We start from the raw sequence: 16,845 nt of genomic DNA, 5'->3' as shown, positions 1-16,845 counted from the left end.
GGGGCGAATTAGATAATTAGTGGAATGGATATAGTGCTACGCCCGTTGAATGTTAACGATACATTTTGTAGTAGGCACATGCAAACAAGCGTATAGTTCCAAATATCACAAACCCATCATCACAACCTTAGGAGTTCAAACCATGAAACCTGTTTTGTTTGCCGCGCTGATTTCCTGTTTCTCCGTTGCTGCCTATGCCGCCTGTACCGACAGCCAGCAGCAGTGCGTGATTTATAAAAATGGTAATGTTGCGACAGAAGGCGGCTGTACGGTCAGCAAATGTCAAAGTGCCGATGCGCAAGTGTTGAAATGGAAGCTGAAAAACGGCAAAGGCGTAACCGTGGAAATCGGAAAAAACGGTAAGGTTTTGGTGAACAAGAAACCGGGTGAGAAAGCGAACAACAGCAATGCGTCAGGCATGGGTTTGACATGCTATGCCGCCGATGCGGACAAACGCGAACAGTTCTGCTCGACCAATTATTGATTGGATTGTTGCTTTGATTAAAGGCCGTCTGAAAAGTGTTTCAGACGGCCTTGATGTTTATCCTTCCGATATTTTTTCATTGAGAAAGTCGATAAAGCTGCGCACTTTCGCGCTGAGAAATGCCCTGTCGACATAGGTGGCGTTCAGTTGATCTGTCCAGATGGTGTAATCGGGCAGGAGTTGGATTAATGTGCCCTCCTTCAATTCCTGCTGGACTGCCCAAAGGGGCTGATAGCCTATGCCTGCTCCTGCTTTAATCAGCTCGCGTATCATCAGTGTGTTGTCGCTGCGGATAACGGGGGAGAGGTGGAGAATGGCTTTTTCTCCGGTGTGGCGGTGGGTAATTTCCCAGTTTTGTTGACTGGTATAGGAGGGCAGGATGGCTTGATGCTGCATGACGGCTTCGGGTGTATCGGGTGTGCCGTGTCGGGCGAGATAGTCGGGGGCGGCAAGTAGGACGAACTCGATTTTGGCCAGCGGTTTGACGATCAGCGAAGGGGAGGGGGTTTTGGAAACGCGCAAGGCGAGGTCGAAACCTTCGGCGATGAGGTCGATATGGCGGTTGTCGAGGACGAGGTCAAGCGTGACTTTGGGATAACGCTGGCGGTATTCGGCCAACCATGCGCTCATATTACCGCCTGCAAACCACAGGGGCATGGTAACGCGCAACATACCTTGCGGCGTGTCGGCGCCGCCTGCCGCTTTTTGGGCAGCGGTGTCCAATGTATCCAGCGCATAGCTGCATTGGCGGTAGTATTCTTCGCCTGCTTCGGTTAGGTGGAGGTTGCGGCTGTTGCGGTGTAAGAGCTTGGCTTGTATGGTGTTTTCTAGATGGCTAACGTGTTTGCTGGCCATGGCGGTGGAGATGTCGAGCTGATCGGCGGCACGGGTAAAACTGCCGCTTTGTACAACTTGGCGGAAAACTTTTAGGCTGAATAGGGTATCCATAATTTCTTATTAGGAAACGTTGTATCAATAATTCGAGTATATATCTCTTACTGGGAATTATCTATACTGCACTTATTGAAATTGCTCCTTACCTCTTCAGGTAGCCATTAAAATAAGGATTATTAAGATGTCAGCCCTCAAATCATTCCAACCTGTTGTATTGTCCGTCTTGCGCATTGTTACGGCGTATCTGTTTTTGCTGCATGGTACGGCCAAGTTTTTCAGTTTCCCAATGTCCATGGGCGGCGCGCCCGAAGGCTTGATGCTGGTGGCCGGTATTTTGGAAATTGTCGGCGGTATCTTATTGATATTGGGCCTGTTTACGCGTCCGGCTGCGTTTGTTTTGTCAGGTCAGATGGCAGTCGCCTACTTTATGGCCCACGCGTCTTCTGGTGATGTTTTGTTCCCATTGGCCAACCAGGGTGAATCTGCCGTTTTGTTCTGCTTCGTGTTTTTGTATCTGGCAGTAGCCGGTGGCGGAGCGTGGGCTGTGGATAACGTTTTTGGTAAAGATAAAGATTAATTTAAGGAAAAGATCATGACTTATTCTGTTTTGCAACAAGCTGCTGAAACCCGTCGTTCTATCTATGCATTGAACAACACCCTGCCTCTGTCCAATGAGGAAGTAACCAAAATTATCAAACACGCCGTTTTGCATACGCCGTCTTCTTTCAATTCGCAATCTGCCCGAGTGGTCGTATTGTTTGGCAAAGAACATGCCAAAGTGTGGCATTTTGTTGAAGAAGCGTTGCGTGCGGTTGTTCCTGCCGAGCAGTTTGAAGCCACTGCACAAAAACTGAACTTGTTTAAAGCAGGCGCGGCGACAGTTTTGTTCTTTGAAGATCAAGATATTGTCAAAGGCTTGCAAGAGCAATTCCCATCTTATGCGGCCAACTTCCCGATCTGGGCGGATCAGGCAAATGCCATGGTTCAATATGCTGTGTGGACAACATTGGCGGCTGCCGGTATCGGCGCTAATCTGCAACACTACAATCCGCTGCCTGATGCGGCCATTGCCAAAGAATGGAATCTGCCGGAAAGCTGGTTGTTGCGTGCGCAAATGGTGATTGGCGGTATCGCGGCTTCAGCCGGTGAAAAAGCCTTCCAACCAATCGAAGGCCGTCTGAAAGTATTTGGCGCATAAATGAAGTAATGTTTTAAACAAAGGGCGCGATGTTTGCGCACTTTTTGAAATACCAAAATTAAAAAGGCCGTCTGAAAAACAGTTTCAGACGGCCTTTTATCTATGCCATGAAATCAACCGCGGCGCCAAGTCGTACCGCCGGCGTTGTCTTCCAGAATGATTTTGTGTTCGTTCAGAAGGTCGCGGATGCGGTCGGATTCCGCCCAGTTTTTGTCCGCGCGCGCCTGTTTGCGGCGGGCGATCAAATCGTCGATTTCCTCGTTGGACAGGCCGTCTGAAACAGCACCGCCTTGCAGAAATTCAATCGGATCGCGTTGCAACAGACCGATGATGCCGCCCAAGGATTTCAGGCAGCCGGCGAGGTGCGTATCATTGGTTTTGTTCACTTCGCCTGCCAGCTCAAACAACACGGCAACCGCTTCGACCGTACCGAAATCGTCATTCATGGCGGCGTAGAAGCGGCGGGTGTAGTCATTGGCGTTTTCAGATAAATCAAACTCAGCCGCTGGTGTGTTTTTCAACGTGGTGTACAGACGGGTCAGCGCGCCTTTTGCGTCGTCCAAATGCGCGTCGGAGTAGTTCAACGGGCTGCGGTAGTGGGCGCGCAGGATGAAGAAACGCACGACTTCAGGGTCGTATTGTTTCAACACTTCGCGGATGGTGAAGAAGTTGCCCAACGATTTGGACATTTTCTCGCCGTCCACACGGATGAAGCCGTTGTGCAGCCAGTATTTGACGTGGCTGGCGATGCTTTGACCGTGGTGGGTTTGCGCGTGGTCGTGGCCGCAAGTATGACCGCTTGCGCCGACGCTTTGGGCGATTTCGTTTTCATGGTGTGGGAACTGCAAATCCGCACCGCCACCGTGGATATCGAAGGTGTCGCCGAACAGGTTTTCACTCATGGCAGAGCATTCAATGTGCCAACCCGGACGACCATTGCCCCACGGGCTTTCCCATGCCGGCTCGCCTGCTTTGGCCGCTTTCCACAACACAAAATCAAGCGGATCGCGTTTGAAACCGTCCACTTCCACGCGCTCGCCTGCGCGCAGGTCATCCAACGATTTGCCCGATAATTGTCCGTAAGCCGAAAACTCGCGCACGGCGTAGTAAACATCGCCATTTGCGGCAGGGTATGCCTTGCCGTTTTGAATCAGGGTTTCAATCATGGCAATCATTTGCGGAATGTTTTCGGTCGCCTTTGGCTCGATGTCGGGACGCAATACGCCCAAAGCATCGGCATCTTCGTGCATAGCCTGAATGAAACGCGCGGTCAGCTCGCCGATGGTTTCGCCGTTTTCAGCCGCACGGGCGATGATTTTGTCGTCGATGTCGGTGATATTGCGCACATAAGTGAGTGGATAGCCGCACTCGCGCAACCAGCGGGCAATCATGTCGAATACAACCATCACACGAGCATGGCCCAAGTGGCAATAGTCGTAAACAGTCATGCCGCAAACGTACATACGCACGTTTTTAGGGTCGATGGGGGTGAAGGGTTCTTTTTGACGGGTAAGGGTGTTGTAGAGGTTTAGCATGGGATTTAAGTCTAAATTAGTCTAAATTAAATTAGGAATATAAGCTCTTAAGCTCACTAAATGAATAACATTCAATCTTTAAGGAAAATTTTTTGTTTTCTATATTTTCATACTTGCCATTATCAATTATATTTTTAATGCTAATTTTTTCTGCTTCTGAATGTATAACATCCACTATTAACACAATAATTAATTCTACATTATCCTTGTCAAGATAAATAATACTACTTTTTATTTTAGAAATTGTTTCAATAAGCCATTCCTTAGTTCTTAAAAAATTTCTTAAATATTTTATCTCTACAATATGAAAAGCAGTATCAGTTTCAAAAAAACCATCAAAAAGAAAACCATTAACTCGTTGCCCTGTATTGATGGTTACCTTATATTTATTTTGCAACGCCAAAATAGCAAGTTTTTCACTTTCTAAATATTTTAAACGAGTAGCTTGCCTGTCTTCTTGTTGAAGTTCATGATTGGAAGGGTATTTTTCTTTTTTATCACCGGATTGTGCTTTTATATGCTTTTGTTCTTCGACAAGTTGTTCTTCTTTGATAAATTCTTCTACTTTCTCACCTATCTTTTTCTCTTTGGCTATCTGAAATTCAAGAAAATTTAAAATTTTTACACTTTCTGCATTAGAAAATTTTTCTTTTATTACAAAAAGAATATCTTTAATTTGTTCTCTGAAATAAAAAACACATCCTCCCCAAAGCAAAACCCATAGTAAGGTACTTAAAAAAGAAGCGATGGATGGCGCAATATGCTGTATTAGATCTAAATATTTTTTATCCATTTAATTTTATTTGAAAATGTTTTAATAAATTAGAAACTTCTTAATTAATTTCCACTACTGTTTTTCTCATTAGCCAATATCCGCCACACGCGACTGATGGCTTCTTCATGCGAAACCACACGCCCTGCAGCGATGTCTTCGCGCCCGCGTGTCACCGAAGCGGCAAGCTCTTCATATTCGCGCTTTTGCTCAATATGGTTTTGGATACACATATGATTCCTTTGTTAAAAAAGGTCGTCTGAAACACAATAACAAATTTTTTAGACGACCTTTTATCCCGTTCACTCCGCTCTCAACACCGAAGTATCAGTTTGCGGCTGTGCGGTGGCCTGGGCTTTCTCTGCGGCCTCTGCTTCGGCGGCAAGGCGTTTTTTTTCGGTGAGGTAGCGGCCGATTTGGTGTACCAAATCCTGCGTGCCCTGATGGGTGAGCGCGCTGATTTGGAAGAGGCGCGGGGTTTCCATGTCGAATTGGAAGCGGTCGTCTGGTTTCGGGTAGTCCCAGCCGATGGCTTCGAGGAAGGCGGCGCTACGCGCTTGGGCTTCTTCTTCATCAAGCATGTCAAGTTTGTTCAGCACCAGCCAGCGTGGTTTGTCGTAGAGCTCTTCGTCGTATTTGCGCAATTCGTTGATGATGGCGAGGGCTTCTTCTGCTGGGTCGACGGTTTCGTCGAAGGGTGCCAAATCGACGACGTGCAGCAGCAGGCCGGTGCGCGATAGGTGTTTGAGGAAGCGGTGGCCGAGGCCTGCGCCCTCTGCCGCGCCTTCAATCAGGCCGGGGATGTCGGCCATGACGAAGCTGTGATTTTCGTCAATGCGCACGACGCCCAAGTTTGGATGCAGGGTGGTGAAGGGGTAGTTGGCGATTTTGGGGCGTGCGGCGGATACGGCGGTAATCAGGGTGGATTTACCGGCGTTGGGCATGCCTAATAAGCCGACATCGGCGAGGACTTTGAGTTCGAGTTGCAGGGAACGGGTTTCGCCTTCTTCGCCGGGCGTGGATTGTTTGGGCGCGCGGTTGACGGAAGATTTGAAGTGGATGTTGCCCAAGCCGCCTTTGCCGCCCTTGGCGAGGCAGACGCGCTGGCCGTGGTAGGTGAGGTCGGCGACGATTTCGTCGGTGTCGAGGTCGCGGATAAGGGTGCCGACGGGCATTTTGAGGACGATGTCGTCCGCACCTGCGCCGTAGCGGTCGGAACCGTGGCCTTTTTCGCCGTTTTTGGCTTGGTAGCGTTTGACGAAGCGGTATTCGACGAGGGTGTTGGTGTTTTCATCGGCTTCTGCCCAAACGCTGCCGCCTTTGCCACCGTCACCGCCGTCAGGGCCGCCTCGGGGTACGAATTTTTCGCGGCGGAAACTGGTTGCGCCATTACCGCCTTTGCCTGCGGCGACTTCGATTTTTGCTTCGTCGATAAATTTCATGATGTTCTCTTATGGGTATTCGGTTGTTTCAGACGACCTTTGTTGATAGAGGAGTTTGGTGTCTGAACGGATAAAATGTTGCTTATTATAAAGGATATTTCGGTTTTAGGCCGTCTGAAATATGGTTTCAGACGGCCTTGGATTTATTGGGCGAGGGCTTGGTCGATTTCTTGATAGAGTTGGGTGAAATTGGGTTCGCCAACGTAGGTTTTGAGGATGTTACCGTTTTTGTCAATCAGGACAGAAGTCGGGTAAACCTGTGTGCCAAAGGCTTTTGCGGCAGTTTTGTCGGCATCGTACATGACGGTGAAGGGAAGGCCGTATTCTTTGACGTACTGATGGACGCTCTCAATAGGGTCGATGGGCTGGGCAATGCCGAGGACTTGGAAATTTTTGCCTTGATAATCTTGGGCGGTTTTGATGATTTTAGGCATCTCGCTAACGCAGCCGGGGCAGGAGGGAAACCAGAAGTTAATGAGGGTAACTTTGTCTTTCAAATCGGCATTGGTAATAGTTTTGCCTTGCAGGTCGGGCAGGGCGAAATCAGGGGCGGCTTTGTTGCTGGGGATAAGGACGAAGGTAAGAAGCGCGCCAATCGTGGCAATGACAAGGAGTGTGAGTATTTTTTTCATGATTCGAGGTTTTGAATTGCGTGTGCTAAGGTTTGGGGAACGCTGATGCTGCGACCGCTTTCGCTGCTGACGGGCATAAGGGTAACTTCGGCTTCGATGGCGGCTTTGCCGTTGGGCAGGGTCGCGGTTTGGCTGAGGATGATGTGGCGTGTGCCGATATCTTTCAGACGGCCTGTAAAAGTTAAAACATCGCCTTCAAGCGACGGGCGGCGATAGCGGATGTCAACGCGTGCAACAACGAGCATGATGCCTTTGAGTTCGGACAGAAGGTCATGCTCTTGAAAAAACGTCCAGCGCGCTTCTTCGAGAAATTCAAGATAGCGCGCATTGTTGACGTGGCCGTAGCCGTCGAGATGGTAGTTGCGGACGGTCAGTTTCATCAGTTGAGATTGATGGGTTGGAACTCTTCGCGTGCGATTGGTTCGTGTTCGAGGTCAGTAATCACGGTGGAGAGTTGGATGTCGAACCATTCGTTGAAAATGTCGGCGTCCAAATCAGGCCATTCGCTTTCGTCTTCGCACCAGTCGGCCAATTCGGCAGCAAAAATATCTTCAAAACGCGCTTCGATTTCGTCCCATACTTCGTCGGCGGTTTCACATGGGCGAACGAGGTAGGAATTGGCATCGGCTTGGATATCTTCAAGTGTCAGGCCATCTAGGTGATTGCCGGGCAGGGATTTCAGCCAGTTCCAAAAAGGATCGAGGGGGATAAGCAGGAAGACGCTGCGGTTGACTTCGTACATGGTGTTTTCCTTGGTTTCTGTATAGTTGAATGATATAGCAAAGGTGGTAGACTGGCTATCTTTTGGGGGATAAAGGCCGTCGGAAAAAATACGGTATAAGGTATAGCCAGATAGGGTTTGTTTCCTAAATCTGTTGTGTAAACAACACGGTTATTTTCTGCATCTATATGGTATGAGGAGAAAATATCAAATTTTGAATATAACTTTGATAGTTTCGGAGGGGTGTTGGTTTGGTTGATTGTATGTGCGACTAGCGAATAGTTTTTATGAGTCAGAGGCTGAAGCAACATCGAAAGGTGATGATAAATATTGGGTTAAATGAATATTTATTCAAATAAGATTTATATGTAATAATGACGGAGAGGAAATATCCTATTATAATCCATCCCTTATCTTTTTCGAGAAAACTCTACTATGAAGCCTATTACAACAGGGGTAATCATCTTTATTGGAAGTGCCATCAGCGCAATCCTATTATACTTTTTTGGCCAAAATCTTGGCATTACGTCGACTATTGCAAAAATTGTGGTCTGGGCATGTGTATCAATTGTGATCTCATTGATACTCCTTACCCCTTTGATTACGAGATTTTTTTGGGCTAGGAGCTCCGATAAATACTCCGGTTTGAAACATTTAAATCCTGAGGATTTAAGTGGGGATAATGGAGAGTCTTCAACTCTGATTGGTATAGCGGAACGTTGGGAGCAGCTACGCCATATTTACTTATTGACTAGACAATATAAAAAACATCGTAAGCCTTGGATTTTCGTTGTAACCCAAGAACCAATGATCTTGGATAGAGTTTTGCCTAATATTCGCCCGCAACTTTGGGTAGAAACGGCTTCTGCGATTTGGATAGATGCTCAGGCAATGGAACCTGCGAATGGTTGGCAGTATCTGAGGGGTGTGGGAAAACGTCCTGCAGAAGGTATTGTTGAGCTTCAAGGAGAGTTTTCAGTTCAGGAAAATGCCGCTCAACTGCTTGAGTTAATGAAAAAACTTGGCTGGAAACTTCCAATTAATCAAGTTCATTTTGTAAATGATGCCAATGAAATGCCATCAGCAGTCAGTCATGCTTTGAAATATGGTTCAACAGTATCTTCAGCAGAGTTGATGAAAGAGTTGGATCAATTTGCTAATCGGTTGGCAGCTGCGGGTACACGATTGATTGAGGCAGATTTAGAACAAACACCCATTGCGAAATTGTCCGCCAAACTGCCGTCACAAACACAGGCTTTGGCTGATTATATTGCTGCAGAAAAGCGGGGATTGGGAAAACTGGATACTGTTGCAGGTATTTCTTTTATTCAATCAAATCAACCTGAACAATCAGGAGATTTGATTTTCCGTGCATTCAATGATTTATCTGTTTTGGGTTCCGGAAAGAAACTGCGTTTTTCTAAAACGGAAAAAATTTATTTGGGCTTAAGTGCAGTTGCCTTGCTTGTCGGTGGTGCATTTGCAGTCAGTGCATATAGCAGCTATCAAGAAATCAGCCGTTTGAAGACCGATTTTGAAAGCGTACAGAAAGTAAAATCTCGTGCTGAGAAAGTAGCTACACTTATTCGATTGCAACAAGATATTATAGATTTGGAGTCTCGTCGAAGCTTCTCGCAATATGCGGTTAAGTTTTTGGGGTATGAACATCGACAAGAGCTCTTAGCTGTTGCTTACCGTAAATATAATAATTTAGCAAAAGATGTTATCAGCCGTCCTGCTACTGCATTCTTTGAGAACAAGTTAGATGAATTGGTAATGTTGGAAGGCAGGATTCCTGATGACTTTGAACTTCAGGATAGTGCTTATCAAGATTTAAAAGCATATTTGATGCTGACGTCTCATGTTGAGAAAACAAAAAGCACAAAAGATGCGGAATTCTTAGTAACCAAGTTGACGCAGATGTTGACGACACAAAATGTGGCGGCGAAAGATGCGCAAACATTGGCACAGTTTTTTGTGTCGCGTATGTCACAGAAAAATAATTTGGCAGAGCCTGAACAAACTGAATTGGTATCAAGAAGCCGTCAGGTCTTGGTAGACTGGATCAATCGTGACCAAGGCAGTGAGCAATTGTATAAACGCATTATTCAGGGTACGAATGCCAAGTTGCAAACCATTACCTTAGACAAATTGCTTAATAAGGATTTGAAAGGTATTTGGAATGTTGGAAAACCTTTGCCGCGTATATATACGGTTGAGGGTTGGGAAAAATATATTAAGCCGGGATTAGAGCAGGCAATTAAAGACAGCAAGAGCAATGATTGGGTATTGGGCGGTAATGTGTACCAAGCTTCGGTAACAGAAGCGGCAATCAATAGCCTGAAAGAACGCTACTTTAAGGAATATGCTACCGCTTGGTATAACATGATGAACAGCATTACATGGCAACCGAGAACAACCAGCTTGGATGCAGTTAATCAGCTTCACGTCTATGCGGATCCTCAACGTTCGCCATTGGTGGCACTATTTAATGCAGTGAAAGAAAGCAGTCAGCTGGATAGCAAGAAAGTTGATGTCAATCCTGCTGTTGCAGATGCAGCTAAACGTGTAGCCGCAAGACAACTGTCTACTCGCTCGCGTAAGGTTGCGGATGCGGTATTAAATTCTCAAACTGAAAATATTAATGCTTTGGAAGATAAGGTAAATGATTATCTGGCTGGGCCGTTAGAAGCGGAATTTGAAACTTTGTTGCAATTGATTGATGCACAAATTAATCCAAAGAGTGATTTGAGCCTGCAGCGTTACCTTGAACGTGTAACTACTGTGAAGCAGCGTTTGATTCAAATGACGGCATCCTCTGATACCGGAGGTGCGGCAAGAACAGCCGTGCAAGGTGTTTTAAACGGTGGTGATAATGAGTTCCTCGACGGTATACAGTACGCACGTTTGATTGAGGCCGGTGTGGGTGACAGATTGTTGCCGTTTGCACGAAATGTTTTTGTATTGCCGTTTAATTCCGTATGGGATTCAATTGCCGGTGTTGCTCAAAAAGACATCAATAATTTGTGGGCAAGCAATTTTGTCAATCCTATGCAGTCTGAACTGGGTGGCAGATATCCATTTGCTCGATCAGAAATCGAAGTTTCGATTCCGGTATTGGCAAAATATTTGGATGTTAACAAAGGTGCACTTAATCAGTTTGTCACAACCCAATTAGCAGGTGTTTTAACCAAACAAGGTAATCAATGGATCGTTGCACCCGGAAGTGAATTGAAGGTTAATCCGGGATTGCTGCAACAATTGAATAAATTGAGTGCTATTTCTGAAGACTTCTTCGTTAACGGAGAGGGTGGCTATAGCTTTGAACTGAAACCTACATCTACTCAAGGTATTGTTCAGTATGATTTAATTATCGACGGTCAGTCTTTAGATTATTTCAACCAACAAACAGAGTGGAAGACATTCAAATGGCCTGGGGATGTCAGCAATGCCGGTCTTCGTATTTCTTGGGAAACTGAGGCAGAAGGTATGCGTAAGACTCAAGAAATTAGTGGTCGCTTCGGTTTTATCCGTATGCTTGAAAAATCTAGGGTTACACCGATTGATAGCGGCACTTATTTAGTCGAATTCCCATTGGAGAAAGACAAATTGATGAGATTCTATATGAGAACTAATTCCGGTAAAGGGCCTTTGGGATTGTTGGAACTGAAGAATATCCATCTGCCGAATAAGATTTTTGAGGTTAAATAATCATGACATTACCCCAATGGGTAAAGCCGATACTTGGTGATGAGGGTACATCAATCACCGATAACAATATTCATCGCTGGCAAGAGTGGCTGGAACCTGTTTCAGACGGCCACCCTTGTGGCGAGGATGTTGCATATGCCGATGATTTCGAGGCTATTAAAATTGAATTGGCCAAGCTTTCAGGTATTGATTGCCGATTGATTTTGGATGCTTCTGAACGCTTGTTAAAACGTCAATCTAAAGACTTGAGAGTAGCAACTTATTATATTTTTGCCGCTTTGCGAGATAGGGGGTTGGCAGGTTTTTCAGATGGTTTAGAAATTTTATGCGGATTGCTGCAAAAATTTGATCAATCACTATGGCCGAAAAAGCCGGTACAAAAACGCAATGCATTAAATTGGCTGTCTGGGGAAAGAGTATTGGATACGCTCAAAGGGACTGAATTATCTAATTCGGTAGACCTTAAGCGGACATTATCGGCGTTAATGTCGTTGCAACATCATTTTGAGGGATGGGAAGAATCAGTACGCCCCAGTCTGTTTCCGTTATTGCAATATTTTGAAGAGTCATCTGTTCGTTTTTCATCACCTCAGACAAGTACAAGTCAAAGTCAGGAAGTTAGTACGCCTATTGACCAGGAAGTTGTACCACAGATTCGTCAAGAGGGTCAGAGGCCGTCTGAAAGTTTAGCTGTCACTCAAGTTAACTCTTCTAAAGCATTACTCGATCAAGTTAGGATTAATGCCGCCTATTTAAGAGAGCAGGATGATGGATATTGGCCTGCATATAAGATGATTCGTGCTGTACGTTGGGGTGGGCTAAATGGTATCCCTCCTCATCAAAATGGTCAGACTCGTTTGAAAGCTCCAAGGACAGATTTATTGGCAACTTTAAATCGTTTGGTTAATGAGCAGCAATGGCGGGATTTGCTTGATAGAGTAGAAGCGGCTTTTTTAGAAGGTGCTAATCAGTATTGGCTCGATTTGCAATATTACGCGTGGCAAGGACAGCAGGCGTTGGGTGGTTTATATCTTTCTCAGGTTGACTCATCATTATTTGAGCTGAAATCTTTACTGACCAGATGTGATGGCTTGACCGGATTAAGTTTTGATAACGGATTTCCGTTTGTCTCAGCCGATACGCTTACGTGGTTGGAGCAAAAGGTTATGTCATCCACGCGCAAGCAGACTAGTAGTCGAACAGTTCAAAAAGCAGTAATAGAATCATCATCTCAGGTAGAAAACCAAGAAAGTCAATGGCAACAGGCTTTGTTAAAAACACAAGAACAAGGCTTGGATGCTGCTTTTGCTTGGTTGGAAACATTACCAGAGTTGCAGTCAGGTGCAGGGCAGGTTAAAAAGTGGCTGATGATGGCCCGTTTGGCTGCAAACAATCAAAAAGTAGATTGGGCCTTGAAACTGTTGGAACAGGCTTCACGGCAGATGCAGGTTTTGACAGTAAAAGAGTGGGATAAACATTTTGCATTTGATGTATATGCTTTATGGTATCAATTGTTAAATGAAAATTTTGATAAGAAAGATACTGAAGCTACTGGGCAACTTGAATTTTTACGAACTGAATTAATGCAGGCTGATATTGTCCGTGCATTAGAATTAATCGATTAAACATATATTATGTCAGATCCCACATTACGTTATTATGAAGAAGAGATGCGGTATCTCAAGGAAGCAGGGTTAGAGTTCTCAAAAGCTCACCCTGATCGTGCCGCAATGCTGAATTTAGACAGAGTAGGTACACGCGATCCTTATGTGGAGCGCTTGTTTGAAGGCTTTGCTTTCTTAACAGGAAGAATCAGACAAAAACTTGATGATGACTTTCCAGAATTGACTGAGGGTTTGGTCAATATGCTGTGGCCTCATTATCTGAGGATGATTCCTTCTTTAACTGTTTTAGAGTTAATTCCAGATGATAACAAGTTGCAGGGCGGGCAGCTTGTTAAAAAAGGACTATCCGTACAATCTGAGCCCATTAATATTAATGACAGGTTGACGAGATGCCTGTACCGAACTACAGGTGATGTTAAACTCCAACCCTTGAGTATCTTGCATACGTTATTGGATTATGATGCAAATGGTCAAAGTGTCATCAAATTGACTTTTGGTATTCACAGGCAGACGCAGAAAGACAATTTGGATTTTTCTAAAATCAGAATTTATATTTCTGCTGATGAACCAGTCGCTTTCGCATTACGTCATGCCTTGTTAAATCAGGCTGCTCAAATCAGTATCCATCATGCTGAACTACCATCTGGAGGTAATATACGGTTTAAGGCCGTCGGATTTGCCGAAGATGAGAGATTGTGGGAAAAAGTAAATAACAGTTTCAGTGGATATCAATTACTATTGGAATATTTTTGTTTTAAACAGAAGTTTTTCTTTATTGATTTGATTGGTATTGATGCCGAAGAATGGTCGGAACGCATTAATGAGTTTAGTATTAATGTAGTTCTATCCAAACAATATCCTTCAGAGCTTAGATTTCCTCCAGATTGCCTGAAATTAAACTGTGTTCCTGCCATTAACCTCTTTGACATGGAGGCTGAGCCTATTCGGGTGGATCACAAGGCATTTGAATACCCTGTTAAGCCTTTGTTGCATGAAGGTATGGCAGTAGAGGTGTATTCAGTAAATGAAGTGGAAGCTGTAAATCATGAGACAGGCAAGCGCTACTCATATATTCCTTTCTCGTCATTCCAACATCGTGGTGGGTTGATGAAATATGATGCTCCGGAACGGTATTACCATACGAAGGTAAAACGAGGAGTATCTGGAAAGCATGAAACATTTATTATGCTTGGAGGATTGTTGTGGGATAGAAAAGATATTCTGCCTATTGAAACACTTTCTCTAAAAGTAGTAGGGACCAATGGTGCTTTGCCACGTAAGAGTTTGAGGGAAACCCAGATTCAAGACACTGATATAGCCGAGCCCAATATTAAAATGGTAAGAAACCTTACGACTCCGACGTTGTCATGCTATCCTCCAACAGAAGACAGATTTCAATGGCGTATCTTGTCCCATTTGTCACCAAATTATCTATCATTACTAAACGTTGATAGTTTGAAAGGTGCATTGTCGATTTACGATTGGACCGAAGATGAATTGAATAAGCGCAGATTGAACGGGATTGTTGACGTTAAGCATGAAACAGTACAAAGAATCGAGCGTGGTGCAGTTCATCGTGGAGTTCATATTACGGTAACATTTGATTCAACTGCATTTAATGGGGAAGCAGAAATTTATTTGTTCGGAGAATTATTGAACGAATTTTTTGCAATGTATGCTGATTTGAACCTATTTACCCGGTTCAGCATAGTTTCTCTGCCATCCGGGAAAACATATACATGGAAAGACAGCAAAACAACTATCACACGGTTTTAGAAACAGCGCATAAAAGTGCTAAAGAAAATAACGGTAGACAGACACTTCCTCTATGGGAGATTCCCAGAAATAAATCTCATCGCGAAGGTATAGCATCTGAAATTTTTCAAGAGAAATTGGGAGAGTTTATTGTACACAATGCAGCAACAATGAATTTTTTCCAATTTTGTCGGGTTTTGGAAACGCTTGCCGATGGTGCTGAAGAAAAAGCTGTAGAATCAATGGTAAGATTCAGAAGGGTGAAGTCTTTATCTTTTCCTTCTGGAGAAATTGCATCGGTTGAATATGATGCGGAAGCCGAGTTACCAACTGTAAGGACAACATTTTTAGGTCTGTATGGCGTAGATGCTGTCTTGCCGGATTATTTCCTGAACGATATTGCAACGCATAAAGACGGTAGTGAAAGCTTAGCCGCATTTTTGGATATTTTTAACCATAGAATTACAACCCTGTTTTTTCAGGCATGGAAAAAATACCGCTATCCGTTTTTGTTTCAAAATGAAGGGCAGGATGATTTATCTCGCTCTCTTCTGCACCTTATTGGGCAGGGGATGGTAAACGGCAAATTTATACATCCTTTGCTAGATAGCAGAATCTTGGGATTGTTCAGTGTTTTTTATCAGCGCACCCGAACAAAAGAAGGTATTATCAGTATAGTTAGATATTTGTTACCTTTTGCAGATGTAACAGTAAAAGAATTTCAGCCTCAGTGGGTAATATTGGAAAAAAATCGTGAGTTGGGGAAAGCCGGTTTGAGATTGGATGGAGGAAGTGCATCTTTAGGCAGTAGAATAAAAGATCATAGTCATCTGATACGTATTGAGATTACACCAGATACATTTGAGAATGCACAACTTCTATTACCAAAACAAACATTACACCAAAAATTACTTGAATTATTGAAGCTTTATTTGGGTTGCCGTTTTGATGCAAGCATTTACCTAAACATCAAGAAGCAATGGATACCTCAAAGCCGTTTGGCAAAAAAACAAATGTTGGGGATTAATACCGGTTTAGGTACGATGCATCAAGACAAGCAAATAAAGATAGCGAACTATACATATTCAAACTAATTTAAGAAAACGGAAAATCATGAATAAGAAAACTAGAATTCAGTCAGTCTGTGCATTAGCTTTGTTGTGCGCGGTATTATCAGGTTGCGGGGTTTTGCAAGGCGTGAAAGATGGTACGACCAATGTAACTAAAAGTATCTTTTATACTAAGTTAAAGATATTAAAGATTGACTTGGTTGCTCGTAATGGTTTGAATCAAAATGAACGGGGTCAATCGTTATCGACAGTTGTTCGCATTTATCAGCTTAGAGATAAGCAGAATTATGAAGTTGCATCTTATCGTGACTTGCTTAATCAAGATAAAACCATTTTGGGCAATGATTTGGTAGAAGGGTATAAGCAATATACCATTCGACCTGGTGAAACTATCAGCTTGGATGAAACCTTGGATAAAGAGACCAAATATGTTGGTATCGTGGCTTTTTATAATCGGGTAGGAGAGGATCAACCGTGGAAAATGCTTCTATCCAAAAAACAGCTGAAAAATAAAAAGCCATTAGTTGTTGAGTTGGTAGATAATAAAGTTGTAATTCAAGAGACCGAAAAGAAAGTCAAATAATGGATGCAGCCCTCTATGAGAAATTAACGGGGTTTTATTCTGATGGCTTGCCACTAGATGGGCTTCCAGATGGTTTCCAGTTAGTTAGGAGTGTTTTAGATAATATCCAACGCATTCTCAATAGTCGGAGTGGCTCCTTGAAGCATTTGCCTGATTATGGAATCCCTGACCTTAGTATGGTTTATAAGAATTTACCGTCTAGTGCACATGATTTACGGTATTTCATGAGGAAGACCTTATTGAAATATGAACCCAGATTGAGAAATTTGGACATTCGACTGACTGAGTCTAAAGACAATATTATGGTTTTATGCTATCAGCTTGAATGTGAAATTGAAAATGCCGGTGCTGTAGTCATAGACACTTATTTTATGCCTGAAGGAACGGTTTCTGTTAAACGCAGTCGAGCGTAACTTTTTAGGT

17 protein-coding genes are annotated in these 16,845 nt (G+C 44.0%); 9 read left to right on the top strand and 8 right to left on the bottom strand.

The genetic code is table 11. From position 1 onward, the window contains the following. Positions 1-142 precede the first annotated feature (142 nt). Complete coding sequence (locus tag CYJ98_RS08515) at positions 143-484, top strand: hypothetical protein (RefSeq protein ID WP_101755751.1); 342 nt, start codon at positions 143-145, stop codon at positions 482-484. Positions 485-541: 57 nt separating this feature from the next. Here the strand turns inward: CYJ98_RS08515 and CYJ98_RS08510 are convergent, their stop codons facing one another. Continuing rightward, positions 542-1,432, bottom strand: a complete 891-nt coding sequence (locus CYJ98_RS08510) for a LysR family transcriptional regulator (protein WP_101755752.1) — start codon at positions 1,430-1,432, stop codon at positions 542-544. A 127-nt stretch (positions 1,433-1,559) separates the two neighbouring features. Here CYJ98_RS08510 and CYJ98_RS08505 point away from each other — a divergent pair, with 127 nt between their 5' ends. After that, complete coding sequence (locus tag CYJ98_RS08505) at positions 1,560-1,955, top strand: DoxX family protein (protein WP_101755753.1); 396 nt, start codon at positions 1,560-1,562, stop codon at positions 1,953-1,955. 15 nt (positions 1,956-1,970) lie between these two features. Next, positions 1,971-2,576, top strand: coding sequence for a nitroreductase family protein (locus tag CYJ98_RS08500; RefSeq protein WP_101755754.1), 606 nt, complete (start codon positions 1,971-1,973; stop codon positions 2,574-2,576). Positions 2,577-2,689: 113 nt separating this feature from the next. Here CYJ98_RS08500 and cysS read toward each other — a convergent pair whose 3' ends face one another. From cysS to CYJ98_RS08465, 7 genes are all read right to left on the bottom strand, one after another. Then, positions 2,690-4,111: a cysteine--tRNA ligase gene (cysS, locus tag CYJ98_RS08495; protein ID WP_101755755.1), complete on the bottom strand. Its 1,422-nt coding sequence runs from the start codon at positions 4,109-4,111 to the stop codon at positions 2,690-2,692. Positions 4,112-4,142: 31 nt separating this feature from the next. Continuing rightward, positions 4,143-4,904: a hypothetical protein gene (locus CYJ98_RS08490; protein WP_101755756.1), complete on the bottom strand. Its 762-nt coding sequence runs from the start codon at positions 4,902-4,904 to the stop codon at positions 4,143-4,145. 44 nt (positions 4,905-4,948) lie between these two features. Then, positions 4,949-5,116 carry a hypothetical protein gene (locus CYJ98_RS08485; RefSeq protein ID WP_162817336.1) on the bottom strand — a complete coding sequence of 56 codons (168 nt, stop codon included), beginning with the start codon at positions 5,114-5,116 and terminating at the stop codon, positions 4,949-4,951. A gap of 69 nt (positions 5,117-5,185) precedes the next feature. After that, positions 5,186-6,325: a GTPase ObgE gene (gene obgE, locus CYJ98_RS08480; RefSeq protein WP_101755757.1), complete on the bottom strand. Its 1,140-nt coding sequence runs from the start codon at positions 6,323-6,325 to the stop codon at positions 5,186-5,188. Positions 6,326-6,468: 143 nt separating this feature from the next. Beyond that, entirely contained in the window at positions 6,469-6,957 is a 489-nt protein-coding gene (locus CYJ98_RS08475) for a peroxiredoxin family protein (protein WP_101755758.1), read from the bottom strand. Further along, the gene (locus CYJ98_RS08470; protein ID WP_003681810.1) at positions 6,954-7,337 is read right to left on the bottom strand and encodes an acyl-CoA thioesterase; all 384 of its coding nucleotides are present in this window, start codon (positions 7,335-7,337) and stop codon (positions 6,954-6,956) included. Before CYJ98_RS08470 ends, CYJ98_RS08475 begins: the two co-directional genes overlap by 4 nt. After that, positions 7,337-7,699, bottom strand: coding sequence for a hypothetical protein (locus CYJ98_RS08465; protein ID WP_003681812.1), 363 nt, complete (start codon positions 7,697-7,699; stop codon positions 7,337-7,339). Before CYJ98_RS08465 ends, CYJ98_RS08470 begins: the two co-directional genes overlap by 1 nt. Before the next feature lie 414 nt (positions 7,700-8,113). Here CYJ98_RS08465 and CYJ98_RS08460 point away from each other — a divergent pair, with 414 nt between their 5' ends. Genes CYJ98_RS08460 through tssE form a run of 6 tightly spaced genes read left to right on the top strand, consistent with a single transcriptional unit; the run spans position 8,114 to position 16,835 of the window. Next, a complete protein-coding gene (locus CYJ98_RS08460; protein ID WP_101755759.1) occupies positions 8,114-11,389 on the top strand; it encodes an ImcF-related family protein in 3,276 nt (1,091 codons plus the stop codon). 2 nt (positions 11,390-11,391) lie between these two features. Continuing rightward, entirely contained in the window at positions 11,392-13,014 is a 1,623-nt protein-coding gene (gene tssA, locus CYJ98_RS08455; protein ID WP_234395566.1) for a type VI secretion system protein TssA, read from the top strand. A 9-nt stretch (positions 13,015-13,023) separates the two neighbouring features. Beyond that, positions 13,024-14,790 (top strand): type VI secretion system baseplate subunit TssF, encoded by a 1,767-nt coding sequence (gene tssF / locus CYJ98_RS08450; protein ID WP_101755761.1) that lies wholly within the window; start codon positions 13,024-13,026, stop codon positions 14,788-14,790. Further along, on the top strand, positions 14,754-15,863 hold the full coding sequence (gene tssG, locus CYJ98_RS08445) for a type VI secretion system baseplate subunit TssG (protein ID WP_101755762.1): 1,110 nt from the start codon (positions 14,754-14,756) through the stop codon (positions 15,861-15,863). Before tssF ends, tssG begins: the two co-directional genes overlap by 37 nt. A 19-nt stretch (positions 15,864-15,882) precedes the next feature. Next, positions 15,883-16,422: a type VI secretion system lipoprotein TssJ gene (gene tssJ, locus CYJ98_RS08440; protein ID WP_049332881.1), complete on the top strand. Its 540-nt coding sequence runs from the start codon at positions 15,883-15,885 to the stop codon at positions 16,420-16,422. Continuing rightward, entirely contained in the window at positions 16,422-16,835 is a 414-nt protein-coding gene (tssE, locus tag CYJ98_RS08435) for a type VI secretion system baseplate subunit TssE (RefSeq protein WP_049332879.1), read from the top strand. The genes tssJ and tssE overlap by 1 nt, the downstream gene beginning before the upstream one ends. Positions 16,836-16,845: the final 10 nt, after the last annotated feature.

This window comes from Neisseria perflava (genome assembly GCF_002863305.2).
In the GTDB taxonomy this organism is placed as follows: Bacteria; Pseudomonadota; Gammaproteobacteria; order Burkholderiales; family Neisseriaceae; genus Neisseria; species Neisseria perflava_A.
Note: the sequence above shows the minus strand (reverse complement) of the source record. Positions and strands in the feature narration are given on the sequence as shown.

Excerpts from the sequence above, each read along its gene's own strand:
- CYJ98_RS08515 (WP_101755751.1), top strand. The coding sequence starts at position 143 with ATGAAACCTGTTTTGTTTGCCGCGCTGATTTCCTGTTTCTCCGTTGCT.
- CYJ98_RS08510 (WP_101755752.1), bottom strand. The coding sequence starts at position 1,432 with ATGGATACCCTATTCAGCCTAAAAGTTTTCCGCCAAGTTGTACAAAGC.
- CYJ98_RS08505 (WP_101755753.1), top strand. The coding sequence starts at position 1,560 with ATGTCAGCCCTCAAATCATTCCAACCTGTTGTATTGTCCGTCTTGCGC.
- CYJ98_RS08500 (WP_101755754.1), top strand. The coding sequence starts at position 1,971 with ATGACTTATTCTGTTTTGCAACAAGCTGCTGAAACCCGTCGTTCTATC.
- cysS (WP_101755755.1), bottom strand. The coding sequence starts at position 4,111 with ATGCTAAACCTCTACAACACCCTTACCCGTCAAAAAGAACCCTTCACC.
- CYJ98_RS08490 (WP_101755756.1), bottom strand. The coding sequence starts at position 4,904 with ATGGATAAAAAATATTTAGATCTAATACAGCATATTGCGCCATCCATC.
- CYJ98_RS08485 (WP_162817336.1), bottom strand. The coding sequence starts at position 5,116 with ATGTGTATCCAAAACCATATTGAGCAAAAGCGCGAATATGAAGAGCTT.
- obgE (WP_101755757.1), bottom strand. The coding sequence starts at position 6,325 with ATGAAATTTATCGACGAAGCAAAAATCGAAGTCGCCGCAGGCAAAGGC.
- CYJ98_RS08475 (WP_101755758.1), bottom strand. The coding sequence starts at position 6,957 with ATGAAAAAAATACTCACACTCCTTGTCATTGCCACGATTGGCGCGCTT.
- CYJ98_RS08470 (WP_003681810.1), bottom strand. The coding sequence starts at position 7,337 with ATGAAACTGACCGTCCGCAACTACCATCTCGACGGCTACGGCCACGTC.
- CYJ98_RS08465 (WP_003681812.1), bottom strand. The coding sequence starts at position 7,699 with ATGTACGAAGTCAACCGCAGCGTCTTCCTGCTTATCCCCCTCGATCCT.
- CYJ98_RS08460 (WP_101755759.1), top strand. The coding sequence starts at position 8,114 with ATGAAGCCTATTACAACAGGGGTAATCATCTTTATTGGAAGTGCCATC.
- tssA (WP_234395566.1), top strand. The coding sequence starts at position 11,392 with ATGACATTACCCCAATGGGTAAAGCCGATACTTGGTGATGAGGGTACA.
- tssF (WP_101755761.1), top strand. The coding sequence starts at position 13,024 with ATGTCAGATCCCACATTACGTTATTATGAAGAAGAGATGCGGTATCTC.
- tssG (WP_101755762.1), top strand. The coding sequence starts at position 14,754 with ATGGAAAGACAGCAAAACAACTATCACACGGTTTTAGAAACAGCGCAT.
- tssJ (WP_049332881.1), top strand. The coding sequence starts at position 15,883 with ATGAATAAGAAAACTAGAATTCAGTCAGTCTGTGCATTAGCTTTGTTG.
- tssE (WP_049332879.1), top strand. The coding sequence starts at position 16,422 with ATGGATGCAGCCCTCTATGAGAAATTAACGGGGTTTTATTCTGATGGC.